22 protein-coding genes and 1 pseudogene are annotated in these 22,317 nt (G+C 32.7%); 20 read left to right on the forward strand and 3 right to left on the reverse strand.

Annotation, left to right across the window (positions count from 1 at the left end):
- The first annotated feature begins 143 nt into the window (after nucleotides 1-143).
- Nucleotides 144-800, forward strand: a complete 657-nt coding sequence (locus ACXAG4_RS14875; RefSeq protein ID WP_475296882.1) for a hypothetical protein — start codon at nucleotides 144-146, stop codon at nucleotides 798-800.
- 13 nt (nucleotides 801-813) lie between these two features.
- On the opposite strand, the gene ACXAG4_RS14880 is transcribed toward ACXAG4_RS14875, so the two are convergent.
- On the reverse strand, nucleotides 814-2,493 hold the full coding sequence (locus ACXAG4_RS14880) for an FAD-dependent oxidoreductase (RefSeq protein WP_475296883.1): 1,680 nt from the start codon (nucleotides 2,491-2,493) through the stop codon (nucleotides 814-816).
- 172 nt (nucleotides 2,494-2,665) lie between these two features.
- Here ACXAG4_RS14880 and ACXAG4_RS14885 point away from each other — a divergent pair, with 172 nt between their 5' ends.
- The 3 genes from ACXAG4_RS14885 to ACXAG4_RS14895 all read left to right on the forward strand — a co-directional run bounded on the left by ACXAG4_RS14885 (nucleotide 2,666) and on the right by ACXAG4_RS14895 (nucleotide 4,092).
- Nucleotides 2,666-3,445 carry an alpha/beta fold hydrolase gene (locus ACXAG4_RS14885; protein WP_475296884.1) on the forward strand — a complete coding sequence of 260 codons (780 nt, stop codon included), beginning with the start codon at nucleotides 2,666-2,668 and terminating at the stop codon, nucleotides 3,443-3,445.
- Between the two features lie 56 nt (nucleotides 3,446-3,501).
- A complete protein-coding gene (locus ACXAG4_RS14890; RefSeq protein WP_475296885.1) occupies nucleotides 3,502-3,768 on the forward strand; it encodes a hypothetical protein in 267 nt (88 codons plus the stop codon).
- 81 nt (nucleotides 3,769-3,849) lie between these two features.
- Nucleotides 3,850-4,092, forward strand: a complete 243-nt coding sequence (locus ACXAG4_RS14895) for a hypothetical protein (RefSeq protein WP_475296886.1) — start codon at nucleotides 3,850-3,852, stop codon at nucleotides 4,090-4,092.
- Here ACXAG4_RS14895 and thiL read toward each other — a convergent pair.
- Nucleotides 4,082-5,128, reverse strand: a complete 1,047-nt coding sequence (gene thiL, locus ACXAG4_RS14900; protein ID WP_475296887.1) for a thiamine-phosphate kinase — start codon at nucleotides 5,126-5,128, stop codon at nucleotides 4,082-4,084. The two genes, ACXAG4_RS14895 and thiL, sit on opposite strands and share 11 nt — an antisense overlap.
- A 111-nt stretch (nucleotides 5,129-5,239) precedes the next feature.
- On the opposite strand from thiL, the gene ACXAG4_RS14905 reads away from it, so the two are divergent.
- The 16 genes and pseudogenes from ACXAG4_RS14905 (at nucleotide 5,240) to ACXAG4_RS14980 (ending at nucleotide 20,040) form a co-directional block, all read left to right on the forward strand.
- Nucleotides 5,240-6,505: a choice-of-anchor B family protein gene (locus tag ACXAG4_RS14905; RefSeq protein WP_475296888.1), complete on the forward strand. Its 1,266-nt coding sequence runs from the start codon at nucleotides 5,240-5,242 to the stop codon at nucleotides 6,503-6,505.
- A gap of 6 nt (nucleotides 6,506-6,511) precedes the next feature.
- A complete protein-coding gene (locus ACXAG4_RS14910) occupies nucleotides 6,512-7,846 on the forward strand; it encodes a hypothetical protein (protein ID WP_475296889.1) in 1,335 nt (444 codons plus the stop codon).
- A 7-nt stretch (nucleotides 7,847-7,853) separates the two neighbouring features.
- A complete protein-coding gene (locus tag ACXAG4_RS14915; protein ID WP_475296890.1) occupies nucleotides 7,854-8,618 on the forward strand; it encodes an MbnP family protein in 765 nt (254 codons plus the stop codon).
- Between the two features lie 6 nt (nucleotides 8,619-8,624).
- The gene (locus tag ACXAG4_RS14920; RefSeq protein ID WP_475296891.1) at nucleotides 8,625-9,674 is read left to right on the forward strand and encodes a cytochrome-c peroxidase; all 1,050 of its coding nucleotides are present in this window, start codon (nucleotides 8,625-8,627) and stop codon (nucleotides 9,672-9,674) included.
- 394 nt (nucleotides 9,675-10,068) lie between these two features.
- Nucleotides 10,069-10,398 carry a HesB/IscA family protein gene (locus ACXAG4_RS14925; protein ID WP_475296892.1) on the forward strand — a complete coding sequence of 110 codons (330 nt, stop codon included), beginning with the start codon at nucleotides 10,069-10,071 and terminating at the stop codon, nucleotides 10,396-10,398.
- A gap of 84 nt (nucleotides 10,399-10,482) precedes the next feature.
- A pseudogene (locus ACXAG4_RS14930) lies at nucleotides 10,483-10,812 on the forward strand (four helix bundle protein).
- A 27-nt stretch (nucleotides 10,813-10,839) separates the two neighbouring features.
- Complete coding sequence (gene sufB, locus ACXAG4_RS14935; RefSeq protein WP_475296893.1) at nucleotides 10,840-12,288, forward strand: Fe-S cluster assembly protein SufB; 1,449 nt, start codon at nucleotides 10,840-10,842, stop codon at nucleotides 12,286-12,288.
- Between the two features lie 47 nt (nucleotides 12,289-12,335).
- Nucleotides 12,336-13,085, forward strand: a complete 750-nt coding sequence (gene sufC / locus ACXAG4_RS14940) for a Fe-S cluster assembly ATPase SufC (protein WP_475296894.1) — start codon at nucleotides 12,336-12,338, stop codon at nucleotides 13,083-13,085.
- Between the two features lie 90 nt (nucleotides 13,086-13,175).
- Nucleotides 13,176-14,489 (forward strand): Fe-S cluster assembly protein SufD, encoded by a 1,314-nt coding sequence (sufD, locus tag ACXAG4_RS14945; protein WP_475296895.1) that lies wholly within the window; start codon nucleotides 13,176-13,178, stop codon nucleotides 14,487-14,489.
- A 154-nt stretch (nucleotides 14,490-14,643) separates the two neighbouring features.
- The gene (locus ACXAG4_RS14950) at nucleotides 14,644-15,858 is read left to right on the forward strand and encodes an aminotransferase class V-fold PLP-dependent enzyme (RefSeq protein ID WP_475296896.1); all 1,215 of its coding nucleotides are present in this window, start codon (nucleotides 14,644-14,646) and stop codon (nucleotides 15,856-15,858) included.
- Nucleotides 15,859-16,004: 146 nt separating this feature from the next.
- Nucleotides 16,005-16,799: an META domain-containing protein gene (locus ACXAG4_RS14955; RefSeq protein ID WP_475296897.1), complete on the forward strand. Its 795-nt coding sequence runs from the start codon at nucleotides 16,005-16,007 to the stop codon at nucleotides 16,797-16,799.
- Nucleotides 16,800-16,838: 39 nt separating this feature from the next.
- Nucleotides 16,839-17,261 carry a SufE family protein gene (locus ACXAG4_RS14960; RefSeq protein ID WP_475296898.1) on the forward strand — a complete coding sequence of 141 codons (423 nt, stop codon included), beginning with the start codon at nucleotides 16,839-16,841 and terminating at the stop codon, nucleotides 17,259-17,261.
- An 82-nt stretch (nucleotides 17,262-17,343) separates the two neighbouring features.
- On the forward strand, nucleotides 17,344-17,670 hold the full coding sequence (locus ACXAG4_RS14965) for an SUF system Fe-S cluster assembly protein (protein WP_475296899.1): 327 nt from the start codon (nucleotides 17,344-17,346) through the stop codon (nucleotides 17,668-17,670).
- A 39-nt stretch (nucleotides 17,671-17,709) separates the two neighbouring features.
- Nucleotides 17,710-18,216 carry a DUF2480 family protein gene (locus tag ACXAG4_RS14970; protein ID WP_475296900.1) on the forward strand — a complete coding sequence of 169 codons (507 nt, stop codon included), beginning with the start codon at nucleotides 17,710-17,712 and terminating at the stop codon, nucleotides 18,214-18,216.
- A gap of 73 nt (nucleotides 18,217-18,289) precedes the next feature.
- Nucleotides 18,290-19,219: a DUF3078 domain-containing protein gene (locus ACXAG4_RS14975; protein WP_475296901.1), complete on the forward strand. Its 930-nt coding sequence runs from the start codon at nucleotides 18,290-18,292 to the stop codon at nucleotides 19,217-19,219.
- Between the two features lie 122 nt (nucleotides 19,220-19,341).
- Nucleotides 19,342-20,040: a hypothetical protein gene (locus ACXAG4_RS14980; RefSeq protein WP_475296902.1), complete on the forward strand. Its 699-nt coding sequence runs from the start codon at nucleotides 19,342-19,344 to the stop codon at nucleotides 20,038-20,040.
- Nucleotides 20,041-20,049: 9 nt separating this feature from the next.
- Here the strand turns inward: ACXAG4_RS14980 and ACXAG4_RS14985 are convergent, their stop codons facing one another.
- Nucleotides 20,050-22,302: a penicillin-binding protein 1A gene (locus tag ACXAG4_RS14985; RefSeq protein WP_475296903.1), complete on the reverse strand. Its 2,253-nt coding sequence runs from the start codon at nucleotides 22,300-22,302 to the stop codon at nucleotides 20,050-20,052.
- Nucleotides 22,303-22,317: the final 15 nt, after the last annotated feature.

Here is a 22,317-nt window from a genome sequence, read left to right on the forward strand (position 1 = left end):
TATAATATTATAAATTACAATAGATGCATCATCTATTTATTTCATTTTCATTATTTTGAAGTACAAAACTAAAATAGAAACCCGCTAAAAACTTATTTTTATAAAAAAATGTTTACTTTTACACAAATTGTTAAATAATTAACATGAAGACTGTATCAAACTGTGTTGAAGATATTTTAATTACACAACCTTATTTAGAAGAAGCTTTATCTAGAAATATAATTAATTACAGCGCCTTAGCTGTAGAGTTAACTGAACCCATAAGCAAAATGCTTAAAAAGGATGTAAAACCGGGTGCTATAATGATGGCTTTAAGACGTTACAGCCCACCGCCAGCATTAAGTAATTCGGTTAAAATGAAGCGTGTTATTAAAAACCTGGGTGATATTACTGTGCGCTCAAATTTAACTGATTTTACAGTAAAAAACTCTGACACTTTAATTGATAACCACTCAAAAATTCTAGAACGTATTAATGCAGAAAACAAGCTTTTTTATACGTTTACAAGAGGTATTCATGAAAGCAACATTATAATTTCAAGTAGTTTAAAAGATTTTGTAGAAACCAATCTTAACAACGAAACCTTTTTAGCTGTACAAAGCGGCTTGTCTGCCATTAGTATCAACCTACCGCAAGACAACTCTAAAATTGCCGGTTTGTATTATCATTTTTTCAAACGTTTAGCTTGGGAAGGCATTGTACTTTATGAGGTACTTTCAACCACAAACGAGTTTACCATTTTGGTAGAAGATGAATATGTAGACAAAGCATTTGCCGCCATAAAAAGGGTGAAAACTTAATTTTTTTATATTACTATTTAACAACTTCTTTAGGTATTTCAATATTTTTACTAAACATTTCCCACAATTTGAAGCCACCTGCAACATTTGAAATATTACTAATACCGTTATTTCTTAAAATTAATTCGGCTAAATAACCCCTTAAACCTTTTTGACAAAACACAACAACTTTTTTATTAGCACCTTTTATTTCTTCAACATTATTCCTTAACAAGTCTAATGAATAATTTATGGCTCCAGGAATAGTTCCTTTTTGAAATTCCATTGGTGTTCTAGCGTCAATTAACAAAAAATCTTGCTTACTATTTATAAGTGTTTGTAAATCTTCAACCGAAATCTGCACACTTTTTTTATTTAAAATATTTTCAGCTATATATCCAGATACAACAATGGGATCTTTTGCCGGTGAAAATGGTGGTGCATACGCCAAATCTAACTGTGCCAAATCTGTGATTTTTAATTTTGCATAAATAGCAGTACTTAAAACATCTATACGCTTATCAACTCCTACTTCTCCAAATAATTCTGCACCATATATTTCTTCTGTTGTTGGATTATAATAAATCTCTGTAATTAAATCTTTTTGCCCAGGATAATACCCTGGCGTTGAACCCGCAACAGATAAAACAGTTTTAAATGGTATTTCTTTTTGAGTTAAAGTTGTAGCATTCATTCCTGTTCTGGCTAGTGTATAATCAAACATCTTAACTATAGCTGTTTTGTATGCTCCTTTAAATGACAAATTACATCCAACAGCATTAGCACCGGCAGTTCTTCCTCCTTTATTAGAGTGTGTTCCTAAAGGAAAGTAATCATAATTATTTGTTTGTAAATTTCTTACAGAAACATTATCTCCTGCAGCATAAACATCTTTTATAGAGGTTTCCATGGCAGTGTTTACTTTTAAAGCCCCATTTTTAATAGCCTCTGCTCCTTCATCAATTAATAAATTGGTATTCGGCTTAATTCCTGCACTTAGTATTACAAAATCTGTTTCAATTGTTTTTCCATCATTTGTAGAGACAGATAAAATCTTGCCTTCTTTATTAATATTAAATCTTGTTACCAAAGTGTTAGTAAAAACTTCAACACCTTCAGACTCTAAAATATTTGCTGCAAAATCTCCAAATTTCTTTTGCCACATATTTAATACATGCGTAGACCCTTCTATTAAAGTTACTTTTTTACCAACATGTTTTAAATTTTCTGCAACTTCAACACCAATTAATCCTGCCCCTATAACTGTTATATGTTCTGAAGAAGTGGTAAGTCCTTCTTTAGTTATTTTATCAAAATCTGGCATAGATCTACAAGTAGACCAATTGTTTGCTAATTTTATATTTTCAATTGGAGGCACAATAGATCTAGCGCCAGTGGCAAAAATTAAAACATCATATTGGTAACTTCTTAAATTAGAATATACCGTTTTACTTTTAGTATCTATTCTAACAATCTCTTCATTTAAATGTACATCTATATTAAATCTAGTTTCAAGTAGTTCTGGTTTTACAACCATTAATCTATCTCTTGTTTCAATTATTCCAGAAAAAGCATAAGGCATTCCACAAGTAGCATAACTAATATTCGCCCCTTTTTCAAACAAAATAATATTTGCTTGTTCATTTTCGCGTCTGGCTTTTGCAGCTGCCGATGGTCCTGCAGATAAGCCTCCAATTACTATAATTTTTTTCATCTAAAACTTAATTTATATTCAAATTTCAATGAAACTTTTAAAGTAGAATGTAATATTTGTCACTTAAACGATTTCGTACTTACATTAAACTATTTTAATTAACTACCAGTTAAATTATAATATGATATTTAATTTTGTTTAACATTGAATTGTTTGCTAAAAAATATTGGTAATGATTTTAAAACACAAGGGCATAAACATTTTTTATACTGAAAAAGGCAAAGGTAGCACCATTGTTTTACTTCATGGTTTTTTAGAAAGCTCAAAAATTTGGAACACATTTGTACCTATACTAGCTAAAAAAAACAGAGTTGTTTGTATAGATTTATTAGGCCATGGCAAAACGGAATGCTTAGGTTACATTCATCCCATGGAACTCATGGCAGAAGCTATTGAAGTTGTACTAAAACATTTAAGAATTAGAAAATCTACATTCATTGGGCATTCCATGGGTGGTTATGTAGCTTTAGCGTTTGCTGAAAAAAACCCAGATAATGTAAAAGGGCTGTGTTTACTAAACTCTACAACAAGTGCAGATACTCCCGAAAAAAAACAAAATAGAGAACGCGGTATTGTTGCTGTTAAACAAAACCATAAAACATTTATTAGGCTAGCTGTTTCAAATTTATTTGTACCAGAAAATCATAAAAAGTTTGCTAGCCAAATAAAACAACTTATTAAAGATTGCCAAAAAACACCTTTACAGGGTATTGTTGCTGCTTTAGAAGGTATGAAAATACGCGAAGACCGTGAAGTTTTACTCCATTTTTCACCATATAAAAAAATGATGATTATTGGTAAAAACGACCCTATTTTGAATTACAAAAACCTAATGTATCAAACTAAAGGAACAAATGTAAGCGTTGTGGTTTTAGATGGTGGACACATGAGTTTTATTGAAAATGAAAACGAATGTTTGGAAAATATAATGCGTTTCATCGAAAATAAATAACAATTTGTCGATGTTTAATATTTTTTTTGTAGGTTTATATTCATAACCCCAATACCATGAATGAAAATATTAAAAAAACAGCTTTACTTCCCAAGGTGTACTGCTCTATTTTTGGTCATGATTACCAAATAACAAAACATGTAACCTACCATGTTAAAGAGTACACATGTTCGCATTGTAAAAAACAGTTAACCACTAACAGCAATGGCAATTTAATTGAATTAACACCTAAGTTTAAAGAAATTAACTCAATTTTAGAAAAAGTGCACCTCTCAAAAACGCAACGTTTAAAGAGAAAAAACACACTTTCATCGATTTATTAACATTTCATTAATATTTTTTATTGTGATTTTTTACTTTTAAGAAGTCTCCCCCAGAACAGATTTTTTAATAGCTAAAATTTTATGAAACAACTTCATTGCAAAGTATTTGGACACGATTTAAGAGTAAGTAAAAACGTAACATTCCACGTGAAAGAATACACCTGCAAAAACTGCGGAAAAGAATTCACCACAAGTGGTAATGGTAATTTAACAGAGCTAACACCTAAGTTTAAAGAAATAAACCGTGTTTTAGAAAACATACATTACCGCCGCCAACTTAGATATCAAAAACTTAATCCGGAATTACTTGTGTTTAGGCATTAAAATTTTTCCAACCCTGTGCTTTAATTTCAACTTTTGTTTCAGCTCTTGTAACAAGGTGTGTACCTGCTTCTTTTTCTCTCATAAAACCAATAACCGATAAACTTGGATTTCCCTTTATTCTTGGGTAGTCTTCTTGCGAAATTGTAAAAAGTAATTCGTAATCCTCGCCTCCATTTAAGGCTACCGTTGTGCTATCAATATTAAATTCTTCACAAGTAGAAATAACTTGTGGATCTAGAGGAATTTTGTTTTCATACAAATCGCAACCAACATTACTTTGTTTACATAAATGTAAAATTTCAGAAGACAAACCGTCGCTTACATCAATCATTGCTGTTGGTTTTACACCTAAATCTTTTAAAAGTTGTACAACATCTTTTCGAGCTTCGGGTTTTAATTGACGCTCAACAATGTAAGTATAGGGTTCTAAATCTGGCTGGTTGTTAGGGTTTACTTTATACACTTCTTTTTCTCTTTCAAGCACCTGTAAGCCCATGTAAGCACCACCAACATCACCCGAAACAACTAGCAAATCATTAGGTTTTGCGCCATTTCTGTAAACTTCATTTTTTGGTTCAACTTCACCAATAGCGGTTACAGATATTAATAAACCTGTTTTACTAGAGGTAGTATCGCCACCAACAACATCAACATTATAAATTTTGGCAGCTGTTTCAATACCGGCGTAAATTGCTTCTAAAGCTTCTAAGGGAAATCTGTTTGACACAGCAATTGAAACCGTTACTTGGGTAGCCGTTGCATTCATTGCATAAATATCAGACAAATTAACAATTACTGCCTTGTACCCCAAATGTTTAAGCGGCATATAACTTAAATCAAAATGCACACCTTCAACTAGTAAATCTGTAGAAACTACAACATTATTATTATTAAAATTTAACACCGCAGCATCATCACCAATACTTTTAATGGTTGATGTTTGCTTAACTTTAAAATTTTTGGTTAAATGGTCAATAAGCCCAAATTCTCCTAAATCACTTAATTGTGTTCGCTGTTGGTTTTTATCCTCTATCATAATGCAAAAATAATAGTTTTATTAGGTTAAATTTGTTACTTTACAAATAGTTTTAATAGTTGCAAAAATAATAACAACCTTTAAAACGTTTTCAAAATAAAAACGCTTAGTATGTTTAACTTCACAAAAAAAAATAATTTCAATTGTTTTATAGTTATCGCATGTGCTTTTGGTCTTTTATTTTCTTGTGAAAGAGATAATAATTTACCCATAAATAATGATACTAGCTCAAACACCGAAGTTTTGGCTGCTTGCACCAATGGCTTTGCTGATATTTATCCTTGCAATGATTATGATTTAATGGCTAATTTACCATTAAGCATTTTTAACGCCAATGCAGGAAATGATTCTTGGGGATGGGTTGACACACAAACAAACAAAGAATACGCGCTTATGTGCACAGATAACGGTGTTGGTTTTGTAGATATTACTGATGCTTTAAACCCTATTTATTTAGGAAAACTACCAACAGCAACTATAGCTAGCCCATGGCGCGATGTTAAAGTATATAATAACCATGCCTTTATTGTAGCCGATAATAATGTAGGCGAAGACAGCCATGGCATGCAAGTTTTTGATTTAACTAGATTACGAAACGTAACCAACCCACCCGAAACTTTTACTGCCGATACCCGTTTTACAGGTTTTGGTAGAGCCCACAATATTGTTATAAACGAAACAAGCGGATATGCCTATATTGTTGGCGGCAACAGAAGCAATGCTTTTGCTGGCGGGCCTATTTTTATAAATATTCAAGACCCTAAAAACCCTGTTATGGAAGGTGGTTTTGGTGCCGGTGGCTACTCGCATGATGCTCAAGTTGTAACTTATAACGGGCCAGATGCAGATTATTTTGGAGACGAAATTTTAATTGGCAGTAACGAAAACGAGGTGGTTATTGCTAATGTAACCAATAAAAACAACCCCACTATTATTTCTAGAATTACTTATAATAACGTAAGATATGCGCACCAAGGTTGGTTTACTTCAGATATGACATATTTTATTTTAGGCGATGAACTTGATGAGCTAAGACTAGGCATTGACACCAAAACTATTGTTTTTGATTTCACAGATTTAGACAACCCATTGGTGCACTTTGATTATTTTGGCCCCACAACTGCCATTGACCATAACGGGTATGTTTTAAACAACAAATTCTATCTTGCCAACTATAACGCTGGTATGCGCGTTTTAGATATTTCGGCAATAGAAAACAAATCATTTACTGAAATTGGTTTTTTTGATACATATCCTGATGACGACAACACTGGTTTTGATGGCGCTTGGACTGTTTACCCATATTTACCAAGCGGCAATATAATTATTAGCGATGGCGCTAACGGTCTTTTTATAGTTAGAAAATCTGGTACTTAATTACAAATGCTTCACACCGCAAAAACATATTTTGTTTATATTTTTTTTCTAATCTTTGTTTTCAACTGTTCAGAAAACAACCAAGAAAACAACACAAATACTCCAACAGAAACCAGAGTAATTACAACATTAGGTGGCTCTAAAAACGAAAGTGCACGCTCTATTACGCAAACTCAAGATGGTGGATATGCTATTTTAGGCTATACACAAAGCACCAATGGTAATGTTACTTTAAAAACAAACGAGTCGTTTGATTATTGGTTGCTAAAATTTAACAACAAACATGAATTACAATGGCAAAAAACCTATGGCGGCACAAATGACGACCGTGGAAATTGCATTGTTGAAACCCACGATGGTGGTTTTGCTATTTTAGGCGCTAGCAAAAGCAATGATTTTGATGTTACAGAAAACAATGGTTTTGATGATTTTTGGATGATTAAAACCAATAACTCTGGTGATATTATTTGGGAAAAATCTTTTGGGTTTGATGGTGCAGATACTGGTACTGCGCTAATTCAAACCAATGATAATGGCTTTTTAATTACCGGTGTTTTAGATGTTTCTGCCTCAAATGGCCAAGGCAACACAAAAATTACTACCAAAAGACATGCCGGTGGCGATTATTGGGCCATAAAACTTGATGCTAACGGCAACATACAATGGAGTAAATATTTTGGTGGTACATTTACTGATACACTCTACGGCATTACCCAAACTAACAACAATGATTTTATACTTGTTGGCTCATCTGATAGTTTTGATTTTGATGTGAAAAACAACAAAGGCACTTATGATTTTTGGGTGGTTAAAATATCTGAAAATGGTGATTTTTTATGGGAAAAATCTTTTGGTGGCTCACAAATTGACGAAGCCAGAGGCATCACCAAAACTAACGACGGTAATTTTATTATTATAGGCGATACACGTAGTAACGATATTGATATTACAAAAAACAACGGCGCAGCAGATATTTGGGCAATTAAAATTAATACTAATGGCGATTTACTTTGGGAAAAAACCATAGGCGGTACAAACTTTGATGCAGCACGCTCCATAACTAAAACAGCAGACAATGGTTTTTTAATTGCAGGAAACACCAGAAGCAGCAATATTGATGTTTCAAAAAACAACGGACAAAATGATGCCTGGGTTGTAAAACTAAATAGCAACGGCAATATAATTTGGCAACAAACCGTTGGCGGTAGTAATGTAGATTTAGCCTACAGCAGTATTGAATTAATTAATGGCGAGGTAATTGTTGTTGGAGAATCTAGCAGTTCAGACTTTAATATAACAAACCAAGGTTTTACAGATCTTTTAATTTTCAGATTAAAATAATTTCAAAATGAAAAACATACTTTTTATATTACTCATAACATTAACATTAATGTCTTGTAACAGTTCTGAAGACACAATAGAAAGCACAACCATTGCTCTTAATTTCTCACACACTTGGAATGGAGCACCCGTTACAAACGCAGATTTTAACACCTTTAAATTCACCACCGAAAACGGTGAACAATTAAAGATTGAACGCTTGCGTTATGTAATATCAGATGTGACTTTAGAAACATCAAACGGCGAATTCATAGTAATAAACGCGCATAATTTAGTTGATGTAACCAATAATAAAAACTTAACTTTTGCACCAACGGCACCAATATTAACAGGTAATTACACGAACTTATCATTTATATTCGGCTTTAAAAACGAAAAAAATATAAGTGCTGCTTATGAAGATTTAAACACCGCAATTTTTGATGTTCCACAAATGCTTGGTGGCGGCTACCACTACATGCAATTAGACGGGAAATTTAAAAATGAAAGCGATGAAACTATTGGTTATAACTTTCATGCCATTAGAGCTGTTGATGCTTCTAGCGGCACACCAACCTTTCCTCAAGACACTTTTATAAAAGTAAATTTAGGCCCTGTTTCAATTACAAATAATACAACATTTAATATTGAAATGAATATTGCCGAGTGGTTTAAAAATCCGCATACCTGGAATTTAAATCAGCTACACCAAATGCTAATGCCAAATGCAAACGCACAAATTATGATGTACGACAACGGACAAAATGTTTTTAGTTTAAAATCTACTAACTAATTTACTTTGAAAAGAGGGCTAAAACATATTATCCTGTTATTAATTTGGGCTTTACAAGCATGTAATACAGAAACCGTTGATAATTTTAAACCAACACCAAGCCCTTTACAAATTCCTCAATTGTTTGAAACCCGCATACTAAACCCTACAGCATCCATAAACAACCCACAAACTAAAGAAGGTATTGCATTAGGCGAAAAACTATTTTTTGATCCTATTCTATCAATTAACAATACCATAGCTTGTGCCAATTGCCATGCGCCCAAAAATGCATTTACAGATAATAACCGCTTTAGCAGTGGCGTAAACCAAAATTTAGGCCTCCGCAATGCTATGCCACTTTTTAACCTTGCTTGGAATTATGATGAAAAATTCTTTTGGGACGGCAGTGTTTTTAGTTTAGAACACCAAGCAATTCAGCCAGTTATTGATGTTAACGAAATGGGAAACACTTGGCAAAACGTTGAACAAAGCTTAAACAGTCACCCTGAATATCCAGAATTATTCAAACAAGCCTTCGGAACCTCAAAAATAGATTCTACTTTAGTTACAAAAGCCATTGCCCAATTTGAGCGTACTTTAATTTCAGCCACTTCAAAATTTGATAAATTTCTTTTGGGTTTAACTACTTTAACACCCGAAGAACAAAACGGGTTTAATGTTTTTATGGATGAAAACAAAGGCGATTGTTTTCATTGTCATGGCAGTGAAAACAATCCGCTCTGGACCGATAATCTATTTCACAATAATGGTTTAGATACTGAATTTACAGATTTAGGTTTGGGCGCAGTAACAGGCGACCCTGCTGATAACGGAAAATTTAAAACCCCTTCACTTAGAAATCTATCATTTACAGCACCCTACATGCATGATGGCAGGTTTACCACCCTTGAAGAGGTAATTAACCACTACAGCGAAGGTTTAAAAAACTCGCCAACCATAGACCCACTTATGAAAAAAATTGCTCAAGGAGGCGTACAACTTACCAACGAAGACAAAGCCAATTTAAAAGCTTTTTTACTCACATTAAATGATTATAGCTTTACAAACAATTGATTTTCTTTAATAAAAACCACATTTTTTTAATAAACTACGGTTTTTACGCAGCAAAATTTTCATTCAATTTTATATTTTGGTGGTATAATCCCACAGAATGAAAAATAAATCTACAGCAAACTTGTATTGTTATGCCTATGGGCATAATTTTTTTCGTGTAGATGATTCGCCCCACCTTATCTGTAAAAATTGCAAACAACATTTCACATATAACTCTAATGATGAAATTGTTCCTGTTGCGAAAACTTCAGAAAAAGTCATAAAAAAACATCATTTTACCTATATAAGAAAAACTTATTAGAACATTTATTAATATAATGTTAGGTAACATGGTTATCGCTGACTTATATTGTATATTTGCAGTCAATTTAGAGCAAATCTAAACACAAAAGGTATGATTAAAGTTTCAGAAACAGCAAAGAAAAAAGTGATAGAGCTTATGACCGAAGACGGTTATAACGCTACTACAGATTTTGTTCGCGTTGGTGTTAAAAGTGGTGGTTGTTCAGGGTTGTCATACGATTTAAAGTTTGATAAACAACAACAAGATGATGATAAAGTTTTTGAAGACAATGGTGTAAAAATTATTGTAGACAAAAAAAGCTTTTTGTACTTAATTGGTACAACACTAGAATACTCGGGCGGTTTAAACGGCACTGGGTTTGTTTTTAACAACCCTAACGCCAACAGAACCTGTGGTTGTGGTGAATCATTTTCGCTTTAAAACTAAGTTTTTAAAGTAACAAGTTAAAAAGTAAAAAAGTCTATGGCAAAATTTAATTCTTTTGAAGACATAAAATCATGACAAATATCAAGAGAATTAAACAAAGTCATTTACACAATAACAAATAGTAACGAGTCTTTTGCGAAAGATTTTGGATTACGAGATCAAATAAGAAGATCTTGTATATCAATTTCTTCAAATATAGCAGAAGGTTTTGAAAGAGAAACAACAAAAGAATTCATCAGGTTTTTGTAAATAGCAAAAGCATCAGCAGGAGAATTTAGATCTCAATTGTATTTAGCTTTTGATTTAAACTACATAACCAGTGAACAATTTGAGAAATTAAAGTCAGAAGTAAATGAAGTGTCAAAGTTAATAAGCGGGTTAATTAAATACTTAAACTCTACTTTATAAACTTTATACTTTAAACTTTAAACTAATATGAGCAAATATACAGAGGACGATTTAAGAGAAGAATTAAAAACCAAAGAATACGAATATGGCTTCTACACAGACATAGAATCTGAAACGTTTCCAAATGGTTTAAACGAAGACATTGTACGCGCTATTTCTAAAAAGAAAGAAGAACCAGAATGGATGACTGAATGGCGCTTAGAAGCATTTCGTGTTTGGGAAAGCATGACTGAACCTGAATGGGCCAATGTAAATTATGAAAAACCCAATTTTCAAGCCATTTCATATTATTCTGCTCCAAATAGCAAACCAAAATATGATAGTTTAGATGAGGTTGACCCTGAGTTATTGGCAACTTTTGATAAACTTGGTATTTCATTAGACGAGCAAAAAAAATTAGCCGGTGTAGCCATGGATGTGGTTGTAGATTCTGTTTCGGTAGCAACAACATTTAAAGAAACACTAGCAGAACAAGGTATTATTTTTATGAGTATTTCTGAAGCCATAAAAAAGCATCCAGATCTTGTAAAAAAATATATAGGTACCGTAGTGCCACAAAAAGATAATTTTTATGCCGCTTTAAACAGCGCTGTGTTTAGTGATGGTAGTTTTTGCTACATACCAAAAGGTGTTAGGTGTCCAATGGAATTATCTACATATTTCCGTATAAACCAAGCCGGAACAGGTCAATTTGAGCGCACATTAGTAATTGCCGATGAAGGCAGCTACGTAAGCTATCTAGAAGGTTGTACAGCACCAAGCAGAGATGAAAACCAACTACACGCAGCTGTTGTTGAGCTAATTGCACTTGATGATGCCGAAATAAAATACTCTACAGTACAAAACTGGTTTCCAGGAGATGCCGAAGGAAAAGGTGGTGTTTACAACTTTGTAACCAAAAGAGGCTTATGCGAAGCCAATGCTAAAATATCTTGGACACAGGTAGAAACCGGTAGTGCTGTTACTTGGAAATACCCATCGTGCGTGTTAAAAGGGGATAATTCTGTGGGCGAATTTTATTCCATAGCCGTAACCAATAATTACCAACAGGCCGATACGGGTACAAAAATGATTCACCTTGGAAAAAACACCAAGTCAACTATCATTTCAAAAGGTATTTCAGCAGGAAAATCGCAAAACTCATACCGCGGATTGGTACAAATTCATTCTAGAGCTGAAAACGCACGTAACTTTTCGCAATGTGATAGTTTATTAATGGGTAATGAATGTGGTGCGCACACCTTCCCTTACATTGAAGCTAAAAACAAAACAGCACAAATAGAGCACGAAGCAACTACCAGTAAAATTGGCGAAGACCAAATTTTTTACTGTAACCAACGTGGTATAGATACTGAAAAAGCCATTGCATTAATAGTAAACGGTTTTAGTAAAGAAGTACTAAATAAATTACCTATGGAGTTTGCTGTTGAAGCACAAAAATTATTAGAAATTAGTTTAGAAGGAAGCGTTGGTTAAACCAATAATTTCAAATTAAAATATTACAAAAAACGAAGCCAATACATATGTTAAAGATAGAAAACCTACACGCAAGTGTTGAAGATAAAAGCATTTTAAAAGGTATAAATCTAGAAGTAAAACCAGGCGAAGTACATGCTATTATGGGGCCAAATGGTTCTGGTAAAAGTACACTTTCATCGGTAATTGCTGGAAAAGAAGAATACGAAGTATCTGAAGGAAGCATCATATTTGACGGTGAAGATATTGAAGAGTTAGCAGCCGAAGAACGCGCACACAAAGGTATATTTTTATCATTTCAGTACCCTGTAGAAATTCCTGGAGTTTCTGTAACAAACTTTATAAAAACAGCTATTAACGAAACACGCAAAGCTAAAGGTTTAGAAGACATGCCTGCAAAAGACATGCTAAAACTAATACGTGAAAAATCTGATTTATTAGAAATAGACCGTAAATTTTTATCGCGTTCACTAAACGAAGGCTTCTCTGGTGGTGAAAAAAAACGTAACGAAATTTTTCAAATGGCCATGTTAGAGCCTAAGCTAGCTATTCTTGATGAAACAGACTCTGGTTTAGATATTGATGCGCTTCGTATTGTAGCAAACGGCGTAAACAAACTAAAAAGCAAAGACAATGCTGTTATTGTAATTACACACTACCAGCGTTTATTAGATTATATTGTTCCTGATTTTGTACACGTTTTACATAATGGTAAAATAGTAAAATCGGGCACCAAAGAACTAGCTCACGAGCTTGAAGAAAAAGGATACGATTGGATTAAACAAGAGTTGGCATAACCAATTCTAAGTTAAAAGTAAAAGTTTGCAAGGTTTAAAGTTAACATCAACTTTTTGCTTTTAAACGTTTAAACATTTCAACTTAAAAGAATGGATTTAAAAGACAAATTATTATCATCTTTCATAGTTTTTGAAAACCAAACCGAAGGTAATGCCTACGTTAACGATGTACGTAACGAAGCCATAAAAACCTTTGAAACAAAAGGCTTTCCTACAAAAAAAGATGAAGCTTGGAAATACACATCTTTAAACAAAATTTTAAAAGAAGACTACAGTGTTTTCCCAAAAAAAGAAGATGCTCTAGATTATAAAGATGTAAAAAAGTATTTCATTCATGATATAGATACCTATAAAATTGTATTTGTAGATGGTAAATACTCATCGCACCTATCTGCAACCACGCATGATGGCATTGATGTTTGCCTAATGTCTGCTGCTTTAACAAAGCCAAAATACAGGTTAGTAATTGAAAATTATTTTAACAAAGCGGCTACAACAGATGGTTTATCATCATTAAACACAGCATTTTCAAAAGAAGGCGCCTATATACACATACCAAAAAATAAAATAGCCGATAAGCCTATTCAAATAATACATTTTTCAACAGGTTTAGAGTGTGCAAGCATGCTACAACCACGTAATTTAATTGTTGTTGAAGAAAACGCACACGTTCAAATTATTGAACGCCATCAAAGCTTAACAAGTAACCCAGTTTTAACCAACAGCGTTACCGAAATTTTTGCCAAAAAACGTGCTATTGTAGATTATTATAAAATTCAAAATGATGCCCAAAGCGCGTCGTTAATTGATAACACCTTCATCAAACAAAAACAAGAAAGTTTTGCATCAGTACATACCTTCTCATTTGGCGGAAAATTAACCCGTAATAACCTTAACTTCTATCAAGAAGGTGAGCGTATAGATTCAACCTTAAAAGGTGTAACAATAATTGGCAATAAACAACATGTAGACCACAACACGCTAGTACACCACATTGAGCCAAATTGCGAAAGTCATCAAGATTATAAAGGTATATTTTCAGATAGTGCCACAGGTGTATTTAACGGTAAAGTGGTAGTTGAAAAAGAAGCACAAAAAACAAACGCTTTTCAAGCCAACAACAACATTTTAGTAAGTGATAAAGCCTCAATAAACACAAAACCACAGTTAGAAATTTTTGCAGATGATGTTAAGTGTTCTCACGGTTGCACCATTGGCCAGTTAGATGAAAGTGCTTTATTTTACATGCGCTCGCGCGGTATTCCTGAAAAAGAAGCCAAAGCGTTACTAATGTTTGCCTTTAGTAATAATGTTTTAAGTTCAGTTAAAATACCAGAATTAAAACAACGTATCACTAAAATAATAGCAAACCAATTAGGTGTAAATATAGGTTTCGATTTATAATACTGAAGTAGTTTTCAGTATAAATAATTTTATTAGTAGCTAATTCCCGCTATCCACTGTATCTTTTTTGTTTTATGATATTTAAGAGCTAAACTATAAAGGTTCTAACCAAAACAAAAAAGGATGCCGTTACTATCGGGTCTAAAAAATAACCATGTTAAACGTTGAAAACATAAGAAAAGATTTCCCAATACTTTCACGTAAAGTAAACGGTAAACCTTTAGTATATTTTGATAATGCTGCTACCTCGCAAACACCACAACAAGTAATAAATGCTATTGTAGATTATTATTCAAATTACAACGCAAATATACATCGTGGTGTACACACTTTAAGTCAGGAAGCCACAGATTTATATGAACAATCCCGCAAAAAGATACAAGATCATTTTAATGCTAAATTTTCGCATGAAATCATATTTACATCGGGTACAACTCATGGTATAAACCTAGTTGCCAACGGTTTTTCTTCGTTATTAAAAAAAGGCGATAACATTATTGTTTCAGCTTTAGAGCACCACAGTAATATTGTGCCATGGCAAATGTTGTGCCAGCGTACCGGTGCCACATTAAACGTTATTCCAATGAATAATGAAGGCGAATTGGTAATGGCTGAATATGATAAACTGCTTTCAAAAAACACAAAATTGGTTTTTTGTAACCATATTTCAAACGCTTTGGGCACTATAAACCCTATTGAAGCCATCATAGAAAAAGCACACGCCGTTGGTGCTGCCGTTTTAATTGATGGCGCACAGGCATGCCCACACATAAAGGCAGATGTTCAAGCTTTAAATGTAGATTTTTATGTAGCATCGGCTCATAAAATGTGCGGACCAACAGGTGTTGGTATGCTTTATGGTAAAGAAGCGTGGTTAAAAAAACTACCACCATACCAAGGTGGTGGTGAAATGATTGCCGAAGTTACTTTTGAAAAAACTACTTACGCCGATTTACCTCATAAATTTGAGGCCGGCACACCAAACATTGCTGGTGGCATTGTTTTTGGCACTGCCATTGACTACATGAATAATATTGGTTTTGAAGCTATTGCAAATTATGAAAACGAATTATTGCAATACGCCACCAAAAAGCTTTTAGATATTGAAGGCTTAAAAATTTATGGCACTTCAAAACAAAAAACATCGGTATTATCATTTAATTTAGAAGGTATTCACCCGTATGATGTTGGTGCTATTTTAGATAAATTGGGCATTGCTGTAAGAACTGGCCACCATTGTGCACAACCTATTATGGACTTTTATAAAATACCTGGTACCGTGCGCGCATCGTTTGCTTTTTACAATACCAAAGCCGAAATTGATGCTTTAGTTGAAGGTGTTAAAAAAGCTAAAATGATGTTATCTTAGCATCTAAATAAGTTCCAAAAAAACGTTTTTAATTCTGAATTATTTTCAGAATATATCTTAATTAAATATTTTTAGTTAAAGAAAACTTGCCTTAAATAATTACGGTATATTTTTTGTATTTTAAAGAGTAAATTCAAAATAACACAATGAAATATGCACTTTTATTTTTCTGCTTTTTTGTACTAAAATGTGCAACGCCAAAAACAAAAACAACTTTAAACATTTCTAAAAGTAAAAACATTCAAAATATAACACTTCAAAAAAAATATAGCATTCAAACTTTAAACGGAAATGATGTAACTGCACACCGTTTGTTTATAGAATTTAATACAGATACTAAACAGATATCTGGTTTTTCGGGTTGTAATAATTTCTTCGGAAACTATGATATCACGAATACTCTTATAACCATAGGGCCATTAGCGTCTACCAGAAAAATGTGTCCTCCTTATAAAAATTCCGTAGAAAAAGAACTACTAAATACACTTCAAAGCGGCAAAAGAATTACTGCTGAAAGTGATTATTTAACACTTTACAATGATGCCAAAAAACCTGTACTCAAGGCCATTATTTTCACTCAAAAACATGCGCTAACGGTGCAATACACCCAAAGTTCTAGAGGCACCTTTAAGCAAATTATAGTAAATAATGATTTTACAAATATTAGCACTACGCGTGGTGTAAAAGGTAAAAATGAACGCTTTTCAAAATCTAAATGGAAAACTATAAAAAACTTAGTTGAAAATTTTAATTTAAACAACCTTTCAAACCTAGAACCTCCAAGTAAAAAACATCAATTTGATGGTGCTTCACTGGCTAAACTAACCATTACTTTAAATGGCAAAATATATGAAACACAAGCTTTTGACCATGGAAATCCGCATCCAGAAATTGCAAAAGTTGTTAAAGAAATCTTATCAATAGCTCAAAACATTGAATAGCAATTTTTCTTGTTGTATTTTTGCTTAAAATTTGACACCGTGACGATTGAAGATATTCAAAATGAAATAATAGACGAATTCTCAATGTTTGAAGATTGGGAAGAACGCTACCAATATATGATTGATTTAGGGAAAGAATTACCCCTAATTAACGACCAATATAAAACTGACACCAATATTATTAAGGGTTGCCAAAGTAAAGTATGGGTTCATGCCGAAATGGATAATGATAAATTAGTTTTCACTGCAGATAGTGATGCTATTATTACAAAAGGTATAATTGCAATTTTAATTAGAGCTTTTTCAAATCAGCACCCAAAAGATATTATTGATGCAGACACCAATTTTATTGATAAAATAGGATTGAAAGAACACCTATCTCCTACCCGTGCAAATGGCTTAGTGAGTATGGTTAAACAATTAAAAATGTACGCTATTGCGTACCAAACACAATTAAAATAACTGTATTCATATTCTTATAAAAGTATAAATATAGTAACAATTTTATTTTCGCTTTAGCAGAAATACTAAAAGAATACCATTTATGAGTGATACAACAATAGATACAAATGCCTTAGGTGAAAAAATAGTAAACGTTTTAAAAACTATTTATGATCCTGAAATTCCAGTAGATATTTACGAATTAGGATTAATTTACGACGTTTTTGTAAATGAAGATTACGACGTTAAAATTTTAATGACTCTTACAACACCTAATTGCCCTGTGGCAGAAACTTTACCTTTAGAAGTTGAAGAAAAAGTAAAATCTTTAAACGATGTGAACAACTGTGAAGTTGAAATTACTTTTGATCCGCCTTGGAGCCAAGATTTAATGAGTGAAGAAGCTAAGTTAGAGTTAGGAATGTTATAGCAGTATTTTAAAATACACTTAACTTTTTAAATAGTTACAATGGCTGACGAAATTATAAATCGTGTTGCAAATAGCAAGTTAATTACATTTGATCTTGAAGATTTTTATCCGAAAGGTGAGCGCATAGTGTTTGATATTAAAGATTGGCTTTTTGAAGGCTTCGTTTTACGCGAAAAAGATTTTAGAGAGCAAGTTAAAAACCATAATTGGGAACAATACAAAGACACTTATGTTGCTTTAACTTGCAGTACAGACGCCATCATACCTGGTTGGGCTTACATGCTAATTACTATAAACTTAGAGCCCTTTACAAAAAAAACAATAGTTGGTAGTTTAGAGACTTTAGAAACTGTTATTTATCAAGATATTATCAATAATCTAGACACTTCAATATACAAAAACACACCCGTTATTATAAAAGGCTGCACCAACAAACCTGTACCACAAAACGCTTATTTAATGGCTATTAGCAAACTTAAACCTATAGCTAAATCTATAATGTATGGTGAAGCATGTTCAGCAGTACCACTTTATAAAAAAAAGTAATATTTTTCTGTGACCTAAACCAAAACTTGGGTCTAACACGTATATTTGCATAAACAAAACAAAATTACGTTACATGAAAAAAGTACTAGTATTAGGTATGATGTTTTTAGGAGTTATTTCTATAAACGCACAAACCAAAGAAGAATTAAAAACACAAAAAGCTGAAAAACAAGCTATAGCTGATAAAGCACAAGCAGAAGCAAACGCTATTCAGGCTAAAATTGATGCTCTTCCAGGATGGAGAACTGGTGCATTTGGTACTATTGGAGGAAGTTTATCTGGTTTTAACAATTGGTACGCACAAGATAAGCCAAACAACAACTCTGGTAATATTGGTTTTACTTTTAATGCATTTGCTAACTTAATTGAAGAGAAATTTTTCTGGAGAAACTCTTTAAACACAAACTTAGCTTGGGTAAAGTTAGATGATAAAGATAACGGTACTGATGCCGATGATAGTTTTGAACCAACTACTGATGTTTTTAACCTTTCATCGCTTTACGGTAGAAACCTAACTAAAACATTGGCTGTTTCTGGTTTACTTGAATACAGAACAACCCTTTTAAACAACTTTAATGACCCAGGTTATTTAGATGTTGGTGTTGGTGCTACTTGGACGCCTATTCAAAACCTAATAGTAGTAATTCACCCTTTAAACTACAACTTTGTATTTGCTGATAATGATGCTGTTTTTGATTCTTCTATGGGTGCTAAAATAGTTGCAGACTACACAAGACAAATTGGTGCTATAAACTTTAAAACAAACCTATCTGCTTTTCAAAGCTACAAATCTAGCGATTTATCAAACTGGACGTGGACAAACTCATTTAGCTACACACTTTGGAAAATGATTGGTGTTGGTTTTGATTTTGGTTTACGTAGCAACAAACAAGAAGCTTTAAACTATGCATTGGCGCAAGACCCAGCTACAGCAACTGGATTTGATGATGTTGATAACGATTTACAAACTTACTGGACACTTGGTTTAAGCTATAAGTTTTAAAACATTATAAATAAATTATTTACAAAAAACCTCTTAAATTATTTAAGAGGTTTTTTATTTATAAAACAATAACATTCTATATTTAATTTTTAATTTTAAAGTGTCCATTTAAGAAAATAAAAATGAAGCCTAAAAACGAAGACCTAAAAATTGCCGATTACAGAATTAGAAAACTTATTGGGTTTTTAGGGTTATTTCTTCCTATTTTACTCTATTTCACTGAAGGTGAGTTATTGGCTTCTATAAGTCATTATTACTACAAACCATTACCTTCGCTTATTTTCATCATAATATTATCTGCTTTTGGTTTATTTTTACTATCATACAAAGGTTATACAATAGATACAACTTCTGAAAAAATTAGTGATGATGTCCTTACCAATATAGGCGGTATAGCTGCTTTAATTGTGGTTTTCATCCCAACGTGTTGTAATGGTAGTTTAAGCGCTTCAATTGATATTATTTGCAGAGACCAAAGCTTTCCGTTATTAGGTCATAATAACGATTTTAAAAACACCATACATTTAGTAGCAGCTGGAGTATTTATGTTCACCATGGGGTGGATGTCAAAATACAAATTTACCCGAAGCGCTAATGATACTAACAATAAAATTTACAAAATATGCGGTAACTTAGTTTGGTTATCTATTGCACTAATTATTGTTTTAATAATTTTTGAAAAACTGAAAATACATATTGGCTTTACAGATTATTATGTTTTTGTTTTTGAAACCACAGCCATTATTCCTTTTGGTATTTCATGGTTGGTTAAGGGTGATGTTTTAGATAATGTAAGCAGTATGTTTAAAAAAAGTAACTAATATTTTCAGTTAATTCCTTACATCAAACTTCTTTTTCTTTTGTTTTTTTCCTTTAAACAGTCGCTTTAAAAAGCCATCTCTTTTCTCTGGTTCACAATCTAAATCTTGTAAAACCTGTGCTGTTGGTTTTTCAAAAGTACTTTTTGTTATTGTATTAAATTTAGAATTGGTATTTAGTTGCTTGTAAAAATTAGCAAAAATGGGCAATGCAGAATTAGCGCCTTGCCCTATGCCTGTGGTTTTAAAACCAATGGCATGATTATCATTACCAACCCAAGTAACCGTTACCAATTTTGGTGTTAAAGCCACAAACCAACCATCTTTATTATTTTGTGTTGTACCGGTTTTTCCTGCAATGGCATTTTGCAAACCATATACATTGCGTAACCTAGAGGCAGTACCAGAGTTTACTGTTGTTTGCATAATTTCTAGCATTACTTGCCTTGTGTAATCACTGTAAGCTTTTTCATTTGAAACCTCGGGTTTAAAATCAACTATAACGTTGCCATTTTTATCGGTAATTTTAGTAATGGCATATGGCTTTACAGGCTTACTATTATTAACATAACTGGCGTAAACACCAGTAAGCTCTTTTAAATTAATTTCGGCAACGCCTAATGCTAATGAAGGCTCTTCAGGTAAGTCTTTTGTAATTCCAAGTTTTTTTGCTTGGGCAATAACTTTTGGTATTCCTACGTCGTTAAACACTTTAACTGCAATGGTATTGACAGAATTGCTTAATGCCTTTTCAAGTGTGTAATTTATGTATGGATCTTCATTTTTACTACCGGAATTTTTGGGTGTCCAATTATCAAAATTAGTATAAGTTACAGCCGATAGCGGAAAATAAGTACATGGTTTCATACCATTTTCAATAGCAGCCGTATATACAAAAGGTTTAAATGTTGAACCTATTTGTCGTTCGCTTTGCGATACATGATCATACTTAAAAAACCTGTAATCTATACCACCAACATACGATTTTATGGCTCCAGTTGACGGTTCTATAGCTAACATACCTGTGTTTAAAAATTTCAAATAATACTTTAAACTATCAATAGTTGAAATGTTTTTAACGGTATCTCCTTCCCAACTAAATAATTCAATAGGCTGTTTTATTGCAAGAGAATCTAGAATTTGAGATGCTTTTAAACCTTGTTTTGTTAAAGCCTTATAACGTGCTAGTTTTTTTATTTCAGATTGAATTAGTTTTGAATTTGATAACCACGGCGCCGATTTACCAAAAGCATTTTCATGCGTTTTTTGAAGTTTTTTAAGGTGTAGTTTCATAGCAGATTCTGCCATAGCTTGCATAGTAGAGTCTAAAGTAGTGTGTACTATTAAACCATCTTTATACAGGTTGTAAGGTTCTCCATTTTCATTTTTTAAAGTATCTAAAATGGTTAAAACTTCCTTCTTAACAGCTTCTCTAAAATAAGGTGCCAAACCAACATCATGACTAAATGATTTGTAGTTTAATACTAGTGGCAAACTATTTAAAGAATCGGTTTCAGCTTCAGTTAAATAATTATACTTTAACATTTGCTGTAAAACTACATTACGCCGATTTTCACTTTGCTCTAAATGCTTTCTTGGGTTGTAATAAGTAGTTGCTTTTAGCGTACCAACCAATGTGGCTGCCTCTTCAACAGTTATATGTTTTGCGGCTTTATTAAAAAACTTTTGCGCTGCACTTTCAACACCATAAGTATTATCTGGAAAAGGCACCGTATTAAAATATAAAGTAAGTATTTCTTCTTTTGAATATACCCGCTCAATACGCTTGGCTATAATAGACTCTTTAAATTTATTTATGAGCATGCTAAACATAGCATACTGTTTTCTTCCGTAAAGGTTTTTTGCCAATTGCAATGTTATGGTACTACCACCGCCTGCCGATTTATTTCCTAATAAAATATTTTTAAAAAACACCCGCAATAAACTTATATTATCAACGCCGTTATGCTCAAAAAAACGCACATCTTCAGTAGCAATTAAGGCATTAATAAGGTGTTTAGGAAAAGCTTCAAACGGTAGTGGCTGCCTATCATAAATATAATATTTACCTATAAGTTTACCATTGCAATCAAGCAATTGAGTAGCTTGTGCTTGCTCAATAGTTTTTAAATCTTGGGTTGTAGGTAGTTTACCAAAAACACCCCAAAGTGCACATAAATAAATGCTAAAAAAGAAGGCAAGAACGCCAGCCCCAAAAACAAACAGCCATTTTACCCATTTTTGTTTTAAAATTTTTGAGTTCATGTGGCGTTTTAAGGG

The sequence above is a fragment of the Seonamhaeicola sp. ABD4_175 genome (assembly GCF_056160885.1).